The 20693-nt window shown below is 45.5% G+C and carries 15 protein-coding genes and 1 tRNA gene; 7 read left to right on the top strand and 9 right to left on the bottom strand.

Annotation, left to right across the window (positions count from 1 at the left end; translation table 11 throughout):
- Nucleotides 1–230: 230 nt before the first annotated feature.
- The 4 genes from cobA to QUB16_RS21980 form a co-directional block, all read right to left on the bottom strand.
- A complete protein-coding gene (gene cobA, locus QUB16_RS21965) occupies nucleotides 231–1040 on the bottom strand; it encodes a uroporphyrinogen-III C-methyltransferase (protein WP_333319363.1) in 810 nt (269 codons plus the stop codon).
- Entirely contained in the window at nucleotides 1037–1780 is a 744-nt protein-coding gene (locus QUB16_RS21970) for a sirohydrochlorin chelatase (protein WP_333319366.1), read from the bottom strand. Before QUB16_RS21970 ends, cobA begins: the two co-directional genes overlap by 4 nt.
- Before the next feature lie 312 nt (nucleotides 1781–2092).
- A complete protein-coding gene (locus tag QUB16_RS21975; protein WP_333319368.1) occupies nucleotides 2093–2776 on the bottom strand; it encodes a manganese catalase family protein in 684 nt (227 codons plus the stop codon).
- A gap of 196 nt (nucleotides 2777–2972) precedes the next feature.
- Nucleotides 2973–4499, bottom strand: coding sequence for a serine/threonine-protein kinase (locus tag QUB16_RS21980; protein WP_333319370.1), 1527 nt, complete (start codon nucleotides 4497–4499; stop codon nucleotides 2973–2975).
- A 780-nt stretch (nucleotides 4500–5279) separates the two neighbouring features.
- On the opposite strand from QUB16_RS21980, the gene QUB16_RS21985 reads away from it, so the two are divergent.
- The 6 genes from QUB16_RS21985 (at nucleotide 5280) to QUB16_RS22010 (ending at nucleotide 12772) form a co-directional block, all read left to right on the top strand.
- A tRNA-His gene (locus tag QUB16_RS21985) sits at nucleotides 5280–5352 on the top strand.
- A 183-nt stretch (nucleotides 5353–5535) separates the two neighbouring features.
- Nucleotides 5536–9840: an AAA domain-containing protein gene (locus QUB16_RS21990; protein WP_333319372.1), complete on the top strand. Its 4305-nt coding sequence runs from the start codon at nucleotides 5536–5538 to the stop codon at nucleotides 9838–9840.
- A complete protein-coding gene (locus QUB16_RS21995) occupies nucleotides 9818–10699 on the top strand; it encodes a hypothetical protein (protein ID WP_333319374.1) in 882 nt (293 codons plus the stop codon). Before QUB16_RS21990 ends, QUB16_RS21995 begins: the two co-directional genes overlap by 23 nt.
- A 136-nt stretch (nucleotides 10700–10835) precedes the next feature.
- Complete coding sequence (locus QUB16_RS22000; protein WP_333319376.1) at nucleotides 10836–11252, top strand: XisH family protein; 417 nt, start codon at nucleotides 10836–10838, stop codon at nucleotides 11250–11252.
- A complete protein-coding gene (locus QUB16_RS22005) occupies nucleotides 11240–11575 on the top strand; it encodes a XisI protein (protein ID WP_333319378.1) in 336 nt (111 codons plus the stop codon). The genes QUB16_RS22000 and QUB16_RS22005 overlap by 13 nt, the downstream gene beginning before the upstream one ends.
- A 360-nt stretch (nucleotides 11576–11935) precedes the next feature.
- Nucleotides 11936–12772 carry a metallophosphoesterase gene (locus tag QUB16_RS22010; RefSeq protein WP_333319380.1) on the top strand — a complete coding sequence of 279 codons (837 nt, stop codon included), beginning with the start codon at nucleotides 11936–11938 and terminating at the stop codon, nucleotides 12770–12772.
- A 270-nt stretch (nucleotides 12773–13042) separates the two neighbouring features.
- On the opposite strand, the gene rppA is transcribed toward QUB16_RS22010, so the two are convergent.
- The 3 genes from rppA to QUB16_RS22025 all read right to left on the bottom strand — a co-directional run bounded on the left by rppA (nucleotide 13043) and on the right by QUB16_RS22025 (nucleotide 14851).
- Nucleotides 13043–13729, bottom strand: coding sequence for a two-component system response regulator RppA (rppA, locus tag QUB16_RS22015; RefSeq protein WP_333183449.1), 687 nt, complete (start codon nucleotides 13727–13729; stop codon nucleotides 13043–13045).
- Between the two features lie 59 nt (nucleotides 13730–13788).
- Nucleotides 13789–14439, bottom strand: a complete 651-nt coding sequence (locus QUB16_RS22020) for a glutathione S-transferase family protein (RefSeq protein ID WP_333319382.1) — start codon at nucleotides 14437–14439, stop codon at nucleotides 13789–13791.
- A gap of 154 nt (nucleotides 14440–14593) precedes the next feature.
- Nucleotides 14594–14851, bottom strand: coding sequence for a hypothetical protein (locus QUB16_RS22025; RefSeq protein ID WP_333319384.1), 258 nt, complete (start codon nucleotides 14849–14851; stop codon nucleotides 14594–14596).
- A 198-nt stretch (nucleotides 14852–15049) separates the two neighbouring features.
- On the opposite strand from QUB16_RS22025, the gene hisG reads away from it, so the two are divergent.
- The gene (hisG, locus tag QUB16_RS22030; RefSeq protein WP_015174599.1) at nucleotides 15050–15694 is read left to right on the top strand and encodes an ATP phosphoribosyltransferase; all 645 of its coding nucleotides are present in this window, start codon (nucleotides 15050–15052) and stop codon (nucleotides 15692–15694) included.
- A gap of 548 nt (nucleotides 15695–16242) precedes the next feature.
- Here hisG and QUB16_RS22035 read toward each other — a convergent pair.
- Both QUB16_RS22035 and QUB16_RS22040 read right to left on the bottom strand, forming a co-directional pair.
- On the bottom strand, nucleotides 16243–17709 hold the full coding sequence (locus tag QUB16_RS22035; protein ID WP_333319386.1) for a response regulator: 1467 nt from the start codon (nucleotides 17707–17709) through the stop codon (nucleotides 16243–16245).
- Between the two features lie 226 nt (nucleotides 17710–17935).
- A complete protein-coding gene (locus QUB16_RS22040) occupies nucleotides 17936–20149 on the bottom strand; it encodes an ATP-binding protein (RefSeq protein WP_333319387.1) in 2214 nt (737 codons plus the stop codon).
- Nucleotides 20150–20693: the final 544 nt, after the last annotated feature.

A 20693-nucleotide genomic window follows, 5' to 3' on the forward strand; every position in this document is an offset into this window, starting at 1 on the left:
CATCTCTCTTCTCTGACTCTGTGTTCTCTGTGTACTCTGCGGTTTAATCATTCCGATGCAACTGGAATTGATATGACGCGCTCAAACCTATGCGAACAAGATTAGACATCTCCTACAAAGCAGGTTTTGAACAGGCATCCTGCCTGTTCCAAAAGAATTATGGGAGAGGTCTATGATAATTCTAGATAAACTTGACGGCCCCTAATTTGCGATCGCTCCTATTATCCCGCTTATTCTACAGTCTGAGACACAGGCCGACAGCCCGATAATATCGAGTGCAAATTGACAACATTTCCGATAACTGCGATCGCAGGTGCTGCAAATCCGATCGCCTCAACTTGCTCTACAATTGTACCCAAAGTTCCGATCAATTCTTCTTGTTCCGGCCGCGTTCCCCAGCGCACTAAGGCTATGGGCGTTTCTGCACTCAATCCTGCATCTGTTAACTGGCCGATAATGTAAGGCAAATTGTGGATTCCCATGTATACTACAATGGTTTCGGAGCCACGGGCGATCGCCTGCCAATTTACTTCCGGCCGATATTTTCCCGCTGATTCGTGGCCGGTGACAAAGGTGACAGAGGAACTGTACGATCGATGTGTTAAAGGAATTCCCGCATAAGCAGGGGCCGCAATCCCAGAAGTTACACCGGGGACGACTTCTACTGAAACTCCAGCTTTTACCAACTCTTCCATTTCTTCGCCACCGCGGCCGAAGATAAACGGATCGCCGCCTTTGAGACGAACTACGATCGCATTATCTCCAGCTTTTTCTATCATTAACTGAGTTGTTTCATCCTGCATTAACGAGTGGCGGCCTTTGCGTTTTCCGGCATCAATTCGTTCAGCTTGGGGGTTGATTGCTGCCAAAATTTGAGGGCTGACTAAAGCGTCGTAAATCACGACATCCGCACACTCTAACAAAGCTTTTCCCTTCAAGGTCATCAAACCCGGATCTCCGGGCCCCGCACCTACTAAATACACTTTTCCTAAAGACATTTTTCTTTCTTCCTTTACCTCTTCTGTGCCTCTGCGGTTCATTCTTGAATTAAATTCCCAATTAAGTCTGCTAATTCTACACTTGCGCCTAGAGGATTTGCGAGATGAAGTTCCGCCGCTGGAAATTGCTGCTTTAGCTGTGCGACATTTTTGGCGATCGCATCTGTAATTCCTCCATTAAATAAGAAGTATGGCACAATTCCTATTTGCTGCTGTCCACCACGAACCAAACTCTCAATTTGCTCTGACAAACTCGGCTTTACCGACCAATAAGCTGTCAGCGCACCGAGTTTGCTAGCGATTTCCTCAACAATCGAGTTACCTCCGGGGCGACGGCTGCCGTGAGATAATAAAATCCATTTTGGCAATAGCAGATTGGGGAGAAAAGCCACCTCTTCCATCTGACTTTTTACCAATTTTGTTAAGCCTGCTTCCTGGGAACCTAAATGCGGGCGCAATTCAATTTTTAGCTGGTCACCAAAAGTTTTTTGGGCAATTTCCACCTCTGCCGGTATGTCTTCGGCGACGTGAACTCCCGGCAATAAAAATACAGGCAGGATTTGCAATTCTCTCAGTCCCAGCGACAGGGTACGTTCGCCAAAACTGCAAATTTGTTCGTGTAGCGGTGCCGGTCCGAGTTCTAAGGTGGCGGTTGCTACTGCGGGGAATGAGTCAGCCAAATTGTGAGACAGCAGTTGACCTAGGTTTTCCAAAGCTAGTTGGGGTCTGGGGTCACGGCTGCCGTGAGAGACTAATAAATAGGTGGATGAGCGCAATTTCAATAGGGATTTGATGTTAATGTTCGAGCCGAATTTCAAATAATTATAACACCGTTGGGCCCGTGACTTGAAAAATACTCAACACAAAAGTTCGATATCCTACGGTGCGCGGCTTAAAAATCAATAAGGTTCAGTTAAGGAAAATTGTAGAGAAAATGTTGGGTTTCGTTCCTCAACCCAACCTACGCACTACGCACTCAACACAGGGCTTAAATTTTCTAAGCCGCCCACCTTACAAAAGAAGGCGGGCGGCTGAAAAATTACTTAATACAGGGCTTAAATCTTTTAAGCCCCACACGCTAAACAACTCTCAAATTAAGCTTTTGGAGCGGGATCGGCAATGTATTTGAAAGTAGGTTCCGAGTTCCAAGGGCCGCGTTCATCCTTGCCATTTGTGGACAAGTTAAAGTAGAGATCCACAGTGGAATCTGGCGGAATATTGCCGAACATCGGATCGGTGAGTTTACCCAGCGATTCCAGAGCTTTCATGAACATTTGAGTGTGAGAAATTTCGCGAGTCAGCAGAAACTGCAACGTCTTTTTCGTTCCCATATCCGGTGCTAGTTTAATCAACTCTTCGTAGGTTTGGCGGGCTCCTGCTTCCGCGCCGATATTAGCGCGCAAATCGCGCACTACATCGCCGCCTTCGTTGACATAAGCACCCGTCCAAGCTTGACCTTGGCTATCGAGCAAGTGCGGGCCTACACCGCGCACCGCAAACAAAGTGCTTTTATAAGCTTCTGTTTGGTCAACGTTTTTGGTGTGCATTTCAATGAGTTTGCCCACCATTTCTAAGTGGCTGAATTCTTCTATTGCAATATCTTGGAGCATATCCTTAATCCCTGCATCTTCACAGTGAAAGGACTGCACCCAGTATTGCAGAGCTGCTGTCAGTTCTCCGGTTGCTCCGCCAAACTGTTCTAGCAGCAATTGGGCAAAACGGGGGTTGGCTTCGTCTACAGTCACCGCAGCCATTAATTGTTTTTTGTGAAAAAACATGGATTGATACCTCTCTTTAATTCTGTTGTTACAGTCTCAGGATCGCAGACTTGTAGCTGTGTTCACCTTCAGCATCCATTGTGCGACAATCGATCGCACCGAGCCTCGGTCGATGGATACATCTCTCGCGACAAATTTCTCTGCTTTCAGGTAGAGTTTAAATATGAAATTATACTTAGTGAGTCGGTAGACCCAATTACAATTTAGGAGCAGGATTATTGTCGCACTCGGTTAATTTTGCTGACAGGGCATCGAGGTGTCGCAGCCACTGAATGCCGCCAACCCAACTGCGAGAGGGGAGGTGTCCGATTGGTGCTTGCTGACTAAATTTAATCTGCCCTAAAGCATTAGCAGAATTGTAGGTTTGCCAGTTGACCCGATCGCAAAATCTGATATAGTCTCCCTTAACGCTTTCGTAAATTTGTTTTTGGACGCTGAAGCCAAACCGACCTTGACTGTAGTGCAGCCAAAGGCGATCGACTGTTTGCAAATCTTCGCAGGGTAGCTGGTAAATTTGGCTAATTTCTAGCTGAGTTCCCGGTTGCTGAGAAAGAGACTGACACATCAAGCCCCAAGTTTCGCGATCGGCTTCTTTCCACTTTTTGTTTGACAAAAAATCTCGCAGTTTGGTATAATCTATTCCCCGTGCCGAAATCATGGTCTGATCGAGATTTGAAGTAACAGATAAGGAAAAAGTTTCTGCGGACTTGGCGACGGCATTTGTGGGTAAAATCGGAGAATCAGGAGTTGGTAGCGCGCTGATATCGGCCGAGTTGTCGCTATTATTAAGAGCAGGAGCGATCGGCTTTTTGGGCGAAAGCAAATTTTGATGGCGAATATCTAAAGCTGCTTTGATATCGTCCAAAACTTCCGCAGCAAAACTGTACCGCTGAGTGAGACGAGTTTGCAGCAATTTATCTAAAATTTCACCTAACTCGTCGCTAATACTCGTGGCTTTGGGGAGAAACTCGCGCCACCACCAGCGCTCGTTGTTGCAGTCGTACATATCCAAGGGAGGAACTTGCGTCATTAGGCGAATGCAAGTAACCCCTAAACTGTAAAGGTCGCTAGCAGGAAATACTTTGCCGCGCATTTGTTCGGGAGCTACATAATCTTGACTGCCGATGAGCGTTGCTGAACGGAGTATCGCTGTATCAGTCAGCAGTTTGGCAATGCCGAAATCGATCAATACGAGTTTGTTGTCTGACTGGCGGCGGATAATATTTTCGGGTTTGATGTCGCGGTGAATGACGCGCTTGTCGTGGATAAATTGCAGCACGGGCAATAAGTCTTGCAGCACTTGCCAAATTTGATTTTCATCGTATACACTATTGTCTAATTCTTGTTTAAGAGTCGCTCCCTCTATAAACTCTTGAACTAAATAAATATGGCCTTCTTGTTCAAAGCAGGCTAATAATGTGGGGATTTGCGGGTGTTTTCCGAGTTCGTCTAAACGGACGGCTTCTTGGCGAAATAATTCAACGGCTTTGTTGAAAATTTCGGGGTCGCGGTCGTAAAAATAAAATTGCTTGACTGCACAGCGGGGTACAGATGGGATGTCTTCATCAATTGCTAGGAAAGTTTTACCAAATCCGCCTCTACCTAAAAGTTCAATCGGGCGATATCGCTGTCTCAGCAACAGGTTAAAGCCGCAGTTTAAGCAAAATTTGGCGGTGTGGGAGTTTTGAGGATTTTGACATTCTGGTTTGATACAGTAGCTCATATCGATTTTAGATTTTAGATTTTAGATTTTAGATTGCACAGAAGAGTTTTTTTTAAACGAACCGCGAAGACGCCAAGGGCGCGAAGGAAGAGGGAAGAGAGAAGAGAGAGAAGAGGGATGGTTGATAACTGTCCCGCTTCTGGCGTTGTATTTTTCGGGGGGCGGGACCCCCCACAAGCATTGCATCTGAGATGTTGCACCATTCTCAATAAGGCTTTTAGGGGCGGGCTAGAAGAGCCCACCCTAAAAGAAATTCATTCTTTGTGGAACAGGCATCTTGCCTGTTCTTAAAAATGGTGCAAGAGGTGAGTTTTACCAAACTGGACTGTAGATGCGCCTGGGGTGATAAGGCTATTTTAATGCGCTAGATCGAATCGGGACGCTGCCAGAGCTGCCGAACCCACGCCGCATGACCGAAAGCATCCAGGATACCCGCCACGTGGTTCATCCGTGGAGACATAAAAAACCTGTATCCGATAAAGGAGCCCCCGAATTTATCTCGCGCAAGTCAATGCTTCAATTCTAAAATCTAAAATCTAAAATCTAAAATCTAAAATCGATTGAGTGCTGGGGGCGAGATAATTGCCGTTGGCGAAGCCCTCGAAGAGGCTCGCACAGGCCGATCGCACAGAGCGAAAATTGTGCTATAGTCTTACTGTGCTTGGAACTTGAGGCACCATCGATCTGTCCGGTTCAGGGACGCTCAGAAATATTTCAAAATATTTTTGCCTTACCCCTAGACTTGTGCTGAGATATGATGCTATAGTTAAAACAGATACGGCGAGCGTAGCCAAGTGGTTAAGGCAGTGGTTTGTGGTACCACCATTCGTGGGTTCAAGTCCCATCGTTCGCCCTTTTGATTCTCAACTTGTTTAATTCGATCGCCCGTTGCCTGTACGGTAATTTGCGATGGTCGTAGGGTGTGCAATGCACACCTTAATTTTTTTTTGGAGGTCGCGGTTCTGTCGGCACAAGTTCCGATGTGCTAATCTTAAATCCAATCTAAAATCTAAAATCTAAAATCTAAAATCAAAATATGCCGTCTTTAGTAACAGAAGATTGGGGATATAAATTTAGTGGCGATCGCACAATTAATAAGTTTATTCGGGATATAGAAGGAGAAGCGGCTTTAGGGAAATATTGCGATTGGGAATGCAAAGAGCGTGCGGAAATTCTGATGTCGGAGATAGCTGGCAAATCCCACAATCTTTTCTACGTGCGCCGCCAAAAGGTAAATGAGAGATTTTCGGAAGAAGAAATCTGGGAATTGCTGCTTGCTACGGATGGAGATGATTTTGAATTACCTCAATTGTTGCAAAAAGCCGATCGCACTTTGCGGCTGTTAGCAACTGTACGCTGTGAAGACGGAATTGGCGGTTTAAAACTGCTGGATGCTGGTTTGGTGGCGGTTCCCAGAGGAAGGAAAGATGGGTATTCTTTGCCGGTTCAGTTGCGACTTTTGGCTAACAGTAGATCGCCAATTCCTGTAAAGTCGATCGCCCGCGTCCAACAAATGCCATTTTGGGACGACAGGCACATACCGACTACGGAACAACTAAAAGTTTGGCATACTTTTTTAAATGTAGAAAAACGCATTGCGGAAGCGCGTCAATTTTGTGTACCTTTTCGCGCTCATAATTACGGTTCCGGCTTCAAAATCGTCACTTTTGAAATTGAGCGTAATTCCGCAACTATTGACGGCTATGAGGAAAATCCCTTAGAATTGGGCGACTTTCGCGAAAGGCTGAAAAAAGCCAGAAATGAAGAAATTATCCTGTTTGATTCGCCGCCCGGAAGCAGAAGCAGCCGCGAGGGAGAGACATTAGGCAGCATCGCTGAAATTGACTTTGAACATGGTAAATTACGCATTAAGTTAGATGTTGATTTAGGAGCTCGCATGGCGGGTGGCAGATATCAAATGCCCAAACAAGGATTCTTGTATTTTGAGGCGGCGGGCGATATCAGTCAGATTGAACGCAAGAAAAAAGCTTTAAAAATGCTGACAGATGGCCGCGCTCAAAATCCCTATTTGAGCGAGTTTTTATTCGACTCTTCTCAGGCGAGAATACCCGAAAAACTGATTAAATTGGATCGGGAAAACTTATTAAATCGCAATGCTAATGAGGATCAACTTGCTGCCGTAGAAACGGTGCTTTCGGCGCGGGATTTAATTTTGATTCAAGGCCCGCCGGGAACGGGCAAAACGACTGTGATTGCGGAGATTTGCTATCAAATTGCCCGTCAGGGTGGCAAAACGCTCATTGCTTCGCAAGCAAATTTGGCTGTAGATAATGCTTTGAGTCGGCTAGTTCACAATCCGGCGATTCGGGCTTTGCGGAAGGGAAAAGCTCATAAGGTGCAGGAAGAAGGGCAGCCCTTTTTGGAGGAAAATGCGATCGGCACTTGGCTGCAAAATACGGCGACTGACTGCGAAGAAAAGCTCTCGCAGCGCCTGACTAATGTCAAATCTTTGCGGCAGTTGGTGGCAGATTCAGAGCGATTTACCGCCTACTGTGCCGCAGAGAGAGATTTTTTTAATGAACTAAAACACCTGCACGACAGTAAAGCAAGTATTGAGGAAAAGTACAGCCAGCAAGCAACCAATTATGAACTAATTTTAACCGAAAAAAGCGAGATTGAACCTCTAGTTAGTGGGTTAGAAAATCTGCTGGATGCGCCTAATGTTAACTGGGAATCTCCCGAAGTTGCCGAGTTTATGCCCCGACTAAAACCATATTCCGACGGGAATGTTTTAGTAGAAAACTTTATGGCAAATGTTCGGATTGCTGCTAGCAATGCTATTCAAATAGGCTTCGATCGCCCTGCTTGCGGCGCGTTTGGGATTGCGGTTTGGCTGCAGGAAACTGTAGCAGCGCAACTATCGGAATTTAAGACGGCATTCGATCGCGCTGATGATGTTTGTCACGCTATGTCGGCGGTTGCAGAGTCGTTGCGGGTGTCGCGGCAGATGTCGGATGCTGTGAATCAACTCGAATTGGGCGATCGGCAAAATCAGACACACCGCCACAATCTCGAACAGAAAATCAAGAATTTGGAACTGCGAAAAGCGGAAATTGCAGCCGTTGTCGTCGCCGTTGCACAGTGGATTGAGACGGCGGATACGGGACTATATGAAGTCGTGAAAACTTGCTGGGAAACGGGCGCAATGCTGACGGATGATATGGTAGAATTGCCCGCAGGATTGCTGAAAATTGCCCGATCGCTCAAATTGCCGATCGTGCCGCCCAAATGCAAAATCAATTTGCCCGATTTGGATCGGTTGCAAAAGGCGATATCCCACGAAGAAAGCGCAGGTTTTAAGGACATACAAGGGCAACAGTTCCGGTTTAGCGAGTTTTTGCACCTAAATTTGAGTCAAACGCCGATCGTGCTCTCTGCGGGCGATCGTACACAGTGGCAGCAACTAGCAAAAGACTTCGCCAGTTACTCCCAAGTCAGCCAAAGTCAGCGCAAATTTATCATCGAAAAAGCAGCGACTTTCTTAGCTAGCATTCAACAATTTTACAGTCAATCGTTGCAGCCAAATCATATCCAGGCTACCTTCGATCGCCTAGTCAAAGAATTGCTGCACAGTATCCTCGCCAATGCCCGTCAGTGCGTGGTTCCCCTGAAAACCGAAACCGAACAGCAGCTTATAAAACAGCAACAATTATTAGATAAAATCGGTCAAACCTTAAACCAGCAGGAAATAGCCGCCGCTAAACTTCAGGTAGAAACAGCGCAGCAAGAGGCAAACTTAAAAATTAGCGAAGTTACTAATTTGTTGCAAGCAATTGTCCAACAGCCAAACGTACCTGAAAAATTGCGAATTTTATCCGAACAATATCTCGCCCAAAAATCGAATATCTGGGAGCAACCGCAACAGTTTGTCAAGCAAGTTGAGGCTTGGAAAGCAAGCGCGCTTAAGCTTGAAAAATCCATTGCTGAGTTAGATCCTTTTGGGGTTTTGGAAACCATTAAAAACACCCTTGACGAGCATTTATCCCCGCTACAAATTGCGGCTGCAACTTCGCAGCAGCAACTCGTTCAACTGCAAGCAGAGTTGAGCGAAATTAACGCTCAACTGCAACAGCAGCAACCAACAGCAGCATTACTTGTTGAGAGAAATTGGTGGGAGTCAGCATGGCAAACTATCCCCACTCAATATCAGCCCGAAGTTCCGAATACAGGATTATTCACCGTAGCTTTTTTGAACAAAATTAAGCGTTTATTCAAAACTTGGCAGCGGAAATTAGAACAAGAAGAAACCGCACTAAATCGCTCTCAAACGTTTGTGACAGATTGGATTCAAAAACTCCGCAATCCATCAGAAAAAGACCGCAACGATTTAAAGCAAATTTATATTGACAATGCTAACGTGATCGGCATTACTTGCGTGCAAGCTGCCAGTTTCGATTTTACTAAAAACTTTCCCAGCTTTGATGCAGTCATCATTGACGAAGTTAGCAAATGCACTCCCCCAGAGTTGTTAATCCCCGCTTTGAAAGGCAGAAAGTTAGTATTAGTGGGCGATCACAGGCAATTGCCGCCGATGTTTAATCAAAGTACGATCGACGATATTGCCGAAGACATCGGCTGTACCGGAGACGAACTTAGCTTCATAAAAGAATCTTTGTTCAAAGTATTGTTTGAAACTGCCAGCGACAGCATCAAAAAAATGCTGACAACTCAATACCGAATGCACCCGCAAATCATGGGCGCAATCAATCAGTTTTACCAGCAAAAGCTCAACTGTGGCATTCAGGAAGCAGACACCAAGCGCGCCCACAACCTCGCAGGTAGAATCATTCAAGAAAATAATCATATCCTTTGGGTGAAAACGCCGATCGGACAAGGATTTGAAGAGGAAAAACAGGGTACTTCGCGGTTGAATGTCAAGGAGATTGATGCGATCGAGCGTTTGTGCGAACAAATGGAGATAGCTTGGCAGCCCAAAGTTGCCGACGGTGAACCACCGAAAGAAATCGGAATTATCACTTTTTATGCGGCTCAATTAAATGCAATTAAAGACAGAATCGAAGGCGACAGATTCCCTGCTTTGAGCATCCGCACTGGTACGGTTGACATATTTCAAGGCATGGAAAGACCTGTAATTATTGTCAGCACAGTGTGCAATAATGTTAGGGGCGATATTGGATTTGCTAAGGAACCGGAACGGGTGAATGTGGCATTTTCCCGCGCTCAAGAATTGCTGGTAGTTGTCGGCTGTCACGATTTATTTACTCAACAAACAGGTACAGTGGGAAAAATGTATCAGGAAGTTTCAAAAACGGTGCGTCACTGCGGAGGTTTTGTAGATGTCTCTAGCGTCCTCAACTAAACCCATAGACTCGAATTTAAGTTCGCTAGCCGAACAAATTGAGCAACAAAATCCGGGTTTGTCAGTGTTGGCGGCGCGTCAATTCCGCTTTGCAATCCGCCAAACTCCGCTGGAGGTGGCGGTTAGCGAACCGCGTGAGTTTAACGTGTTGGAAGAGTTCATTTTGCGGGCGGGCGTTGAGTTTGAACCTGCGCCAACTTTGAAGGAATTGGCGGATTTGCTGGGGTTAGACGAGATTTTTGTCAAGACTACGGCGGCGACTCTGGTTAGTTTGGAAAGCTTGGAGGTGGCTGAAAATGGGCAAATTGCGATCGCCCCCCAAGGTAGAGATTTTTTCGATAAAGGTGCGGTTAGTCGATCGCAAATTCAATCACTTTATGCCATTTCCGATCCGCTGAATCAAACTCTTACCTTTAAATTCGATGCTTTAGCGGCCGAATCGGTCAACTTGCCAGATTTAGCAGATTTAGTATCGCTCGAACATAAAATTACTGACCTAGCGGATTTAAGTATAGCAGAAATCCAGCCGTTAATTCAAGCTTCCGGCTTAGGAATTCACGCCCCACAAAACGGCAAAATTGTCTCTGCTTGCGATGTCATCGGCGACGATTTAGAGATTTGGCAAACAGTCTCGATTTTTGTGTTGTTAGATGCGATCGAAAATAAAACTACTATTCAAGTCCGACAGGGAAAGCAAATATTAGAAACTGCATCAAACTTGCTAAACGAACTGGAATCCCAGCAAAAACTTTCCTTGAACGACTTATGTAAAGTAACCCCAGACATCGCACAGCAAGAATCAGAGACAATCCCCGTCCCGAAAAGTCCTAAAAAGCCATCTAAGAAGAAACCCAAGTAAACGATATGATGAGGACTCAAGTCCTGATTAACTTAAAAATTAAAACTCTTTAGAAAATTAGGATTGTACCGATTGACAATATACCGTAATTTCGATATAATTAATAGTTATTTGCAATCGCGCTGAGAATTTGTTTGTGTCTGCCAAAGATACTTTCCACGAATCCGTAAAACGGGCCCTTCAAAAAGAACAGTGGGTGATTACTGCCGATCCACTAAAGTTCAAGTTTGGTAATGTTAACTTTCAGGTCGATTTGGGAGCAGAAAGGCTTGTCGCAGCGGAGCGAGGTGGGGAGAAAATTGCAGTCGAAATCAAAAGCTTTCTCAATTCCTCTGCGATTACAGACTTTTATGCTGCATTGGGGCAATTTCTCAGTTATCGGCTTGCCTTGGCATCGGTTGAACCCGATCGCAAATTGTACTTGGCAGTTCCATTTGAAGTGTATAGAACATTTTTTCAGTATGAGTTTACTCAAACTGCGGTACAACAGTATCAGGTGTTGCTAATCGTATACCATCCCAGAAATGAGGTGATTGTGCAATGGACAAACTAGCTCAATATCGTCAATATGTTCAGACATTAATAAGCCACTATGCCGAAGATGATGTTTCCGATGATGAAGTCGAAGTGCAACTTATTTTAGACACAGAACGAGATCATTATCAGTGGATGAATGTCGGCTGGCAAGAGTTAAGCCGGATTTATCGAACCATCATTCACATTGACATCAAAGATGGCAAAATCTGGCTCCAGCAAAATTTGACAGATCAAAATCCTGCGGAGGAATTAGTTGAAATGGGAGTACCGAGAGAGGATATTGTTTTGGGATTGCAACCCCCATACAAACGGCCCTATACTGATTACGGTGTAGCGTAAAATGTCAAGCTAAAAAAAATAGAATAGTCAGATACCCGACTTCGCCAAAGTTGTCGGGTATCTAATTCGCCCTACTAAGCGTTAACGCATTTCAGCATCCGTAAAGTAGCCGCCGCGTAATTGCGCTTTGCATAATCATTCGGAGCAAATTGATTGCCCATTTTGTTAATAGCGGCAGTAACAGAACGGGAGCATCTCAGTTGTGTAAAAAGCATTTTTTTTATTGTAGTGCGAGCGTCCCCGCTCGCGTATTGTACAATACGCGAGCGTCCCCGCTCGCACTGTAAATGCAAAACTGAGATGCTCCCGTTTATTTGCTAAGCTAGAGGTGGCGCTTTGTCATCAATAAACTTTAGATTTATGCACAGGTTATTAACTGGGAAACTGCGAATAGAGTATTTAACTATACCAATCGCTAATCTTCCAGCAAATCTATCCGGTACTAAAATTGTACAGCTTACGGACTTTCACTATGACGGGGTGCGGCTGTCGGAATGGTTGCTAGCAGAGGCGATTGCTGCGACCAACGAAGCTGAACCAGACATGATTTTTTTAACTGGTGACTTTATTAGCTACGATCCCGCACCTATTTACGGCTTAGTGCAGCGATTGAAAAACTTGCAAAGTCGAGTGGGAATTTACGCGGTTTTGGGCAATCACGACCACTATTTGCCGGGGGCAAAAACAGAGGTTGCTAATGCTTTAAATAGCGTCGGAATTCGGGTTTTGTACAACGAAGCAATCTATCCTTTGGGGTCAGAATTGGCTTTAGTTGGGCTGGCAGATTTTTGGTCGGGCGATTTTGCGCCTAAGCCTGTAATGGCATCCATAAATCCCGCAATTCCTCGGATTGTCTTGTCTCACAATCCTGATACTGCTGAAAAGCTGCAAAATTGGCGGATTGATTTGCAGTTGTCTGGACACACTCACGGCGGTCAAATCGTTATTCCCGGTATCGGCCCTTTGTACGCTTGGGTCAGAAAAATTGGCTCTTTGATTCCTCAACGAATCGGAAAGTTCATTCCTTTTATGTCGGCTTGGGATCGAGTAGTTACTCACTGGGAATGGGCTAGCGGTTTGCATCAGGTTGGGAGTAATTTGCTGTACGTGAATCGCGGTTTGGGAACTTATGCGCCAGGGAGGCTATTTTGTCCGCCGGAGGTGACAGTAATTACTTTGGTTTGTCAACATCTGTAAGGGCGGGTTTAGGGTGCACACTTTCCCGATAATAGATAATATAGCAGAAGGAAAAAGGAAGTTCGGCAACGAGCAATGTACGGGATGTAACGGATGTAACGGATGTAAAGGATAGAAGGAAGAGGGAAGTTCGGCAACGAGCAATGTACGGGATGTAACGGATGTAACGGATGTAACGGATGTCCGTCGGAAGAAGGAAGAGGGAAGAAGGAAGAGGGAAGAAGGAAGAGGGAAGAAGTGAAAAGGATTTTTGTACAATGTCTATTATTTCTAATTTGCTTCTCCAAAGCGATAGCCTCTGCCGTAGACTGTGTGAATTAGCACCGATTCGCCTGGGGCTTCTATTTTGCGGCGCAGCAGGCGAATTTGAGCGGCTAATACATTGCTGCTGGGTTTTTCTGCTTCACTCCACAAATACTGGTGCATTTGTTCGTGTGTTAGCAATTGACCGGTATGGCGCATTAAGTATTCTAATAATTGACATTCTTTTTCTGATAAGTCAATTGTACGATCGCCCCGATAAGCTAATTGATTGTCGTAGTCTAGCTGTAAATCTGCAACTTGCAGCCGCCCGACAGCAACCTCGGCATCAAAAGTAGGAGGCCGCCGCAGCAAGGCGCGGACTCTGGCTAGCAGTTCTCGCAGTTCAAAAGGTTTGACTAAATAGTCGTCTGCACCGGCGTCGAGTCCTTGTACGCGATCGTCTACGGTATCTTTGGCGGTGAGAAATAACACGGGCGTATTCCGTCCTTGCGATCGCAACTTCTGGCAAATTGCGAGTCCGGTTTGTCTCGGCAGCATCCAATCCAAAATTAGCAAATCGTAATTGCCCTGCATTGCTAAATTGCTGCCACTTGCTCCGTCAAATGCCACATCAACTGTATAACCTTCGCGGGTTAAGACTCGACTCAAAGGGTCAGTCAACTCAACTTCATCATCAACTAAAAGAATCCGCATCCTGATTTCATATTTGAGACTTAAAATTTGAGATTTTAAGTTAAGTAAACTGATTTTTGCTAATTTTTCAAGTGGGCAATACTTTCCGATTCGCTGCAAGCTGCTGCTACCCATTCCTGGATGGCAGGCAAGGCCAACATCGCATCCGCATAAGCTTTTGCTACTGAATCTAATTTGACTCCGTAGGTGATAAAACGCATCACAACTGGGGCAAACATAGCGTCAACTACTGTGAATTTCCCGAACAGCATATTGCCACCTGTTCCGAATTTTTGGCGGCATTCGCGCCAAATGGCAAAGATGCGATCGATCTCTGCTTCTACACCGGGAGTCCTCCCTTCTCCCGGATAGCGGTTGCGACAGTCCATCGGCATATTTGCGCGCAAATTTAGGAAGCCTGCGTGCATTTCGGCACAGATGGAACGGGCGATCGCCCGTTCCGCTACATCGGCCGGCCACAAATCATTAGCAAAGCGTTCTGCAACGTATTCGCAAATTGCTAAAGATTCCCACACTTTCAGGTCGCCGTCGATTAAAACTGGTACTTTTCCCGATGGAGAATAGCGCCGAATTTCCTGATGGGTTGTCGGCCAGTCTAAGGGGATTCTCACCTCGGCAAATTCAAGTTTAGCTTGTTTCATCGCCAGCCAAGGACGCAGCGACCAAGAGGAATAATTTTTGTTGCCAATAACAAGTGTCAATTCGGTCATAGTTTAGCTGTCAGCTATTTGCGATCGCCCGTTAAATTTTAAGTTTTAGAGTTGAATACACAAAAGCGTGACACACAATGGCTATCGCGCGTTAGCGAAGCTTGCAGAAGAGGATCGCCGCGTTGTCTGCACCAGCCTCTGCAAGCATTTTACATTAACAGCCTCCCAGCGTTCCGCGTTTTTCTGCAAACTTCGATCGGGCGGCGCGATCGAACACGCTTGATTCCACATGGAGTGAGAAGCCTCTGTCCCTGGGAACCCTGGGCTGGTTAGCGCTAGGTACAGCTACTGTATAGTCCATTTCCTCCCTCTCTACACCACCGCCTGAGAGGATTTCATCTACTGTAATCTTTTTCAGGGAATCCGGGTCTACACTGTGAAAATTTCCGTCAAATTCTTGATTGTTTTCCATACCGACCGCCCTTGAAAAACGTGACGAAATAAAAACTTACTAAATATAATATATACCCAAACAAATGATCTAGCAAGACCAGAAATTTATTTTTCGCTAGGAACTCTATGTGTTATTCTGAGTTTGGTAAAAGCTGTTTCTGCTTACGCCGCGATCGCCCCCTTCTAAAATTTAGAAATTTACACTCTAAAAATTGACATGATTACTGTTGCACTTCCCAAAGGCGGACTGTTAGGAGATAGCATTCGGCTGTTTAAATCGGTTGGATTAGACTTCAGTGCTTTTCTCGATTCCTCTAACCGACAACTTCAAATTTATGACCCGACCGGCACTGCCAAAGCTTTGCTAGTAAGGACGCACGACGTACCGGTTTATGTGGAATACGGTCAAGCGGATTTGGGGATTGCTGGCTATGATGTTTTGCGGGAAAAAAAGCCGAAAGTTGCCAATTTAATTGATTTAAAATTTGGCAAGTGTCGGCTGTCGGTGGCGGTGAAGGAATCTAGTTCTTATCGACGAACTGTGGATTTGCCTCCTCACGGTAGAGTTGCTTCTAAGTTCGTACACTGTGCAAGGGAATATTTTCACAATTTAAATTTGCCGGTGGAAATTGTGCCGCTTTACGGTTCTGTGGAATTGGGGCCGATTACGGGTATGTCGGAGGCCATTGTGGATTTGGTTTCGACTGGCAAAACTTTGCGGGAAAATGGTTTGGTGGAAATTGATGTTTTGTTTGAAAGTTCAGCTTATTTGATCGGTCATCCTCTGAGTTACCGTTTGAATGCGGGGGGGGTGAATGAGTTGATCGGGAAGTTGAGAGAGCAAGTTTTGACGGCTGTTTGATAGTCTACAATTAGAGTGCTTTGATTGGTTAGTAGATAAGTAGAGAAACGGCATTGCCCATTGGCATCAACTTAAGCTGTCAGTCGGCGCAGTCCTTCTGTCCGCCAGGGAATGAATTCCACGGGGCTTATAGCTAAAGTCCTCTCAAAGAGGACTGAAGAACTCATTAGTCCTATGCAAGAGGACTTTAGCTTTGAGGTTCTTGTTTCAACCCCTGCCGGACTATTAGTTGTACGTTAAGTTGACACTAAGGATCGCGAATTAAATAATTTACACAAGTTTGTGGGGGGTAGGGGATGGGCGTCCCGCCCGCCCTTTCTGGACGGGCGGGACGCCCATCCCACAAGAACCATCACGCATTGTAAGTTATTTAATTCTCATTCCTAAACGGCAATGTCGTGTCCTACTCCCTGCGCCGGACACTGCATTGCCGTGCCCCTACAGATGCTAGCCTACTTTTCAGAATTGGTATAGGTTGGTAGCCAGGACTTTAGTCATTATTGGCGGTAAAAAATAGGAGTGAAATCCTCAGTACGAACTGGTTCTATTTAGTTGATTTCTGAGCAGTTACTTACAGGTATAAAACCTAGTTTTTCCTGGCAGCGGTTGATATAAAAACTGACGACTGTATCAGCCGGGTTTTGTTCGATTAGTTGCTGAAAATATCCCAAGGCGGCGACAAATCTTTCGGATTGCCATCCTTGAATTCCTTTGTCAAATAAACCCTGGGTAAGCTGCTTTGCCTCAGAGTCGGGACAGGAGGCGCTCCAGATTTCGTAGATTTCAATAGCTTCCTGCTTGCCGCGCGGGGTTACTCGATCGATCCAGCGATAGTAATAATTGTTGCGGGGCAAATGGCTGTCAGCAGCAGTCGCCCCAGAAGCAGAAATCATACTCTCCTGTGTTTCCACTTCTAAGTCGCACTTTAATAATAGACTTTCTTTAGAGTTTGAGTTGAGACTTATGCCATTTAGAAATTCTCTCGCATGAACAATGGCATTTTCGCTAACAATAATTTGGCAGCCGTATATTTTAGTTAAATTTTCTAACCGAGAAGCTGTATTTACCACATCGCCGATGACTGTAGAGTCCATGCGGCGATCGGAACCTAAAGTGCCGATCATGCCGATACCTGTGTTAATTCCCGTACCAATATTGACGGGAGATTCTAAATTGTATTGGTGGCGACTGGCATTAAATTCTTGCAAGGTTTCTTGCATTGCTACTGCGGCTTCGATCGCATTCATCGCGTGAGAATTTTGCTGGTCAAATACTGCCATGATTGCATCGCCTAGGTATTTGTCAATAAACCCGCCGTGAGACGTGATGCACTCGTTCATTTTAGTAAAAAAAGCGTTCAACCATTCAAAAGTCTCGCGAGCTTGTTGAGATTCCGCGATCGCAGTAAACCCGCGAATGTCGCAAAATAAAACAGTCAGCTCTTCTTCTGTGACATTGCCCAACTGAATAGATTCTATTCCTTGCGGTGCAATTCGTCCCAGAAGTTGCTCTGGCACAAATAGCTGAAATTTTTCTGAAAGATATTCGTTGGCTTCCCAAGCTGCGGCGATTTGGCGTTTGCTTTGCTCTTTTACCTGCTGGTTGAATTGGGAAGATACAGCTTGCGCTCGCATTTGACTCAACTGCAAAATATTTTCAACTTTTGCCAGCAATAAACGACTGTTAAAAGGCTTTGTCAAATAATCATCGGCCATCATTTCTAACCCTTTGATGCGAGACATATCGTCAGCGAGGGCCGTCAAAAAAATCACCGGTACAGTTTGCAAGGCCGTATCCTTCCGCAGGATCTCGCACACATCAAAACCGTCCATCTCCGGCATCATAATATCTAGTAAAATTAAATCGGGTCGAGAGGCGCGGGCAAGCGAGAGCGCTTCATGGCCAGATAGCGCTGATACTGTAGCGTATCCTTTGAGGTGCAATAACTCTTCCAGTAAAGTCAGATTAGCTGGCTCGTCATCAACCAACATGATGCAGGGCGACTTGTTTGACATGGAATATGATATAATATATCGAATTTAGCTCGGAAGTTGCGCGTGAGGAAGCTCGAAAACTGGTTGATTGGTATATTTCTCCTTACTAAACTCGATATTTTTCGTAGGAACAGGCTTTGGGAGGCAAGTGCGGGCAAGTCATCTAGATATTTATCTACTATTGAGTTTAACCTTTGTTGTTATCAATTATCATAAATTGCAGTGCTGGAACTGCAAATAATTATTGTTAGCCCAGAAAAGAACGGACAGTAGCGATCGTCAAATTCAAATCCAGTGGCTTGCTCAAATAAGCAGAAGCGCCAGCTTCCAAACATCGATCGCTGTCACCGGGCATCGCCATCGCCGTCACCGCAATCATCGGTACCGAATCCCAGACAGGATCTGCTTTAACTCGGCGCATCAACTCAAAGCCGTCAACATCCGGCAACTGAATGTCCATCAAAATCAAATGCGGCAGCAACTCCGGGGCTGCTGAGGCGGCGAGAATACGATCGGCCATCGCCTTCCCATCCGCGAGTATCTCTACCCCGTACCCCTCCAATTCCATCACCTCAGAAATTAACATTTGGTTAAAAGGCTGGTCTTCGACAACCAAAATCCGCTTCCTGCCAATTGGTAAAGCAATCGCAGAAGCAGGCACTAACTTGGTATCCAAAGCACAAGAAGCAAAGTTTCCCAACTGTTGACGCATCTCCGTCAAAGGCAGCCAAACGCGGAAAAGACTTCCCCGATCGCAAACAGATTGAAAAGAAACTGTTCCCCCGTGCAATTCTGCCAGACGCTTAGTCAAAGCCAAACCCAAACCTGTACCTTCGTGCCGCCGAGTCAGGGAAGAATCCACCTGTTGAAAAGGTCGAAATAGCAAGTGCCAGCGGTCTTGAGGAATGCCGATGCCGGAGTCTTTCACCTCAAAACAAAAATAAGGAGTGCTGGCATTTACAGGAGAACAATCCGGTCGGTAGTCGCCGTCTATTTCACTGCCGTAGGCCAGACGCCCGCTGAGTTTAACTTGTCCCTGTTCGGGGGTAAATTTGATGGCATTGGAAAGTAAATTAATCACAATTTGTCGCACTCGCCTTTCGTCGAGGAAAACTTTAGTAATACGGTAGTCGAGTTCTAAAGACAAACCGATTCGCTTTTTGTCTGCCCGTGGCTGCATCATTTTCATACAGTCTGTGGCGAGTTCTTGAACGCGAACCGGCTGTAAGTTTAGTTCTACTTTCCCCGCTTCAATTTTAGAAAGATCGAGAATATCGTTGATTAGCTGCAACAAGTGCTGGCCGCTTTTTTCGATCAGTTCTACATAGTTGATTTGTCGATCGCTCAACTGTCCGGCAGTTTGTCGCAGCAGCAAGTCAGAAAAGCCGAGAATGCTGTTGAGAGGCGTCCGCAATTCGTGGGACATTGAGGCTAAAAACTCAGATTTCAACTGAGAAGAATACTCTAATTCTTCGTTAACTTGGCGCAGGTTCTCTTGTGTTTGAGCCCGCTCGATCGCCGCCCCCAGAGTCCGGCAAGCAGCCTCCAGCACTTCTTGGTGGACGGCGGCTTGCAGTTTTTTGATGTTGCGGGACTCCAGCGTCAGCACTCCGATGATCGTGCCGTTGGTAGCTGCGATCGGAAAAATACCCAGTTGTCCGATTCCCGGATGCCGAAATTCCGGCACGGCATTGGGATGTTGGCCATAATCCTCGACAAGCAAAGGTTTACCAGTTTTCACCACTTCCCACAGCAAACCGATGCCGTAGGGAATGCCTTGGTCGAGCAATTCTTGCATTCCTGCGACTACTGGTTCCCCGTAAGTAGCCAAAAATTGACTAGAAACTTGGTTGCAAATCCCCGACGCTTGGCGATCGTTTCCCTTGCCGTTAATTACCTTGACATCTCCGAAAGCTGCATTCATTGCCTCTACTAAATAGGTGAGGGCAAACTGACCTATTTCTTGCAAACTGTCAGATTTTTGCAGGCGTTCGGTTAAACCTAAAAGAAAGCTCAGACGCCTGACTTCTGCGTTCAAGCTAGCTTGGGAGTTTCGGTATACCGTAACGTCTCTAAAGGTAAACAGCCGTCCGCCGCTGTTGGTAATCGTGGCGCACACCTCCAAACAAACCGCATTGGATTGCTCGAAATAAAATGATAAACTTTCATTCTGAGATTTTTCGAGTGCTTGCTGAAACTCTTGCCACTGCTGAAGGGACAAGTAACCCCGATCGACAATTTCCGCAAACAGCAAGTGGCACTTCGGTTTTGTTTCCAGCCATTCTGGGGACAGTTGCCAGATTCCGGCCAATTTTTTGTTAAACAAAACTAAGCACTCAGACGAGTCGAACAGAGCGATCGCATTGTCTACTTGATTGAGAATCAGTTCTTGGTCTGCCCTCAACTGGTGCAAGTCTCTCTCCATTTTCTCTGTGTGTGTAGTTCTTAGTTTTGTTGTCATAACTTTCTACGGATATGGCAAGAGTTCTTTGATAACTCTTTACTTAATGTTACATAATTTTACGTTTTTGGGCAGTGAGGGCGATCGATCTGCCTTGTGATCTGAGACACTTGCTGGTTTCCGAGGGCGATCGGAGCTACCTTTAAACTGCATCGGCTACACTGCTTAATCATCAGGTAATAAGGAGGGTAATAATTATAACAGAAAGAGAATCTTTTAATAATAATGCTGTCGAACTTGATGGCATCTGACTTGAAACTCTTGTGTCCAACCCTGTGCTAAATTTACCCATAAAAAAAACTAATTTGGGTGATAATAAAATATCATATCTCAAAATGCAATAACGACCTTACCCTTAAATTGTATTAGCAATAACTTGGTTATTTCGATTAACTGGTCAAGCAAATGTTGCGTTCAATAAAAGACGGGTAAGGTGCGCTTTAAGCACGCGAACGAAGTGATATCATTTGGGAGCATCTCAGTTTTGTAAAAAGCATTTTTTTTATTGTAGTGCGAGCGTCCCCGCTCGCGTATTGTACAATAC

This window comes from Microcoleus sp. D3_18a_C4, from assembly GCF_036702415.1.
GTDB lineage: Bacteria > Cyanobacteriota > Cyanobacteriia > Cyanobacteriales > Microcoleaceae > Microcoleus.

Excerpts from the sequence above, each read along its gene's own strand:
- cobA (WP_333319363.1), bottom strand. The coding sequence starts at position 1,040 with ATGAACCGCAGAGGCACAGAAGAGGTAAAGGAAGAAAGAAAAATGTCT.
- QUB16_RS21975 (WP_333319368.1), bottom strand. The coding sequence starts at position 2,776 with ATGTTTTTTCACAAAAAACAATTAATGGCTGCGGTGACTGTAGACGAA.
- QUB16_RS21980 (WP_333319370.1), bottom strand. The coding sequence starts at position 4,499 with ATGAGCTACTGTATCAAACCAGAATGTCAAAATCCTCAAAACTCCCAC.
- QUB16_RS21990 (WP_333319372.1), top strand. The coding sequence starts at position 5,536 with ATGCCGTCTTTAGTAACAGAAGATTGGGGATATAAATTTAGTGGCGAT.
- QUB16_RS21995 (WP_333319374.1), top strand. The coding sequence starts at position 9,818 with ATGTCTCTAGCGTCCTCAACTAAACCCATAGACTCGAATTTAAGTTCG.
- QUB16_RS22005 (WP_333319378.1), top strand. The coding sequence starts at position 11,240 with ATGGACAAACTAGCTCAATATCGTCAATATGTTCAGACATTAATAAGC.
- QUB16_RS22010 (WP_333319380.1), top strand. The coding sequence starts at position 11,936 with ATGCACAGGTTATTAACTGGGAAACTGCGAATAGAGTATTTAACTATA.
- rppA (WP_333183449.1), bottom strand. The coding sequence starts at position 13,729 with ATGCGGATTCTTTTAGTTGATGATGAAGTTGAGTTGACTGACCCTTTG.
- QUB16_RS22020 (WP_333319382.1), bottom strand. The coding sequence starts at position 14,439 with ATGACCGAATTGACACTTGTTATTGGCAACAAAAATTATTCCTCTTGG.
- QUB16_RS22025 (WP_333319384.1), bottom strand. The coding sequence starts at position 14,851 with ATGGAAAACAATCAAGAATTTGACGGAAATTTTCACAGTGTAGACCCG.
- hisG (WP_015174599.1), top strand. The coding sequence starts at position 15,050 with ATGATTACTGTTGCACTTCCCAAAGGCGGACTGTTAGGAGATAGCATT.
- QUB16_RS22035 (WP_333319386.1), bottom strand. The coding sequence starts at position 17,709 with ATGTCAAACAAGTCGCCCTGCATCATGTTGGTTGATGACGAGCCAGCT.
- QUB16_RS22040 (WP_333319387.1), bottom strand. The coding sequence starts at position 20,149 with ATGACAACAAAACTAAGAACTACACACACAGAGAAAATGGAGAGAGAC.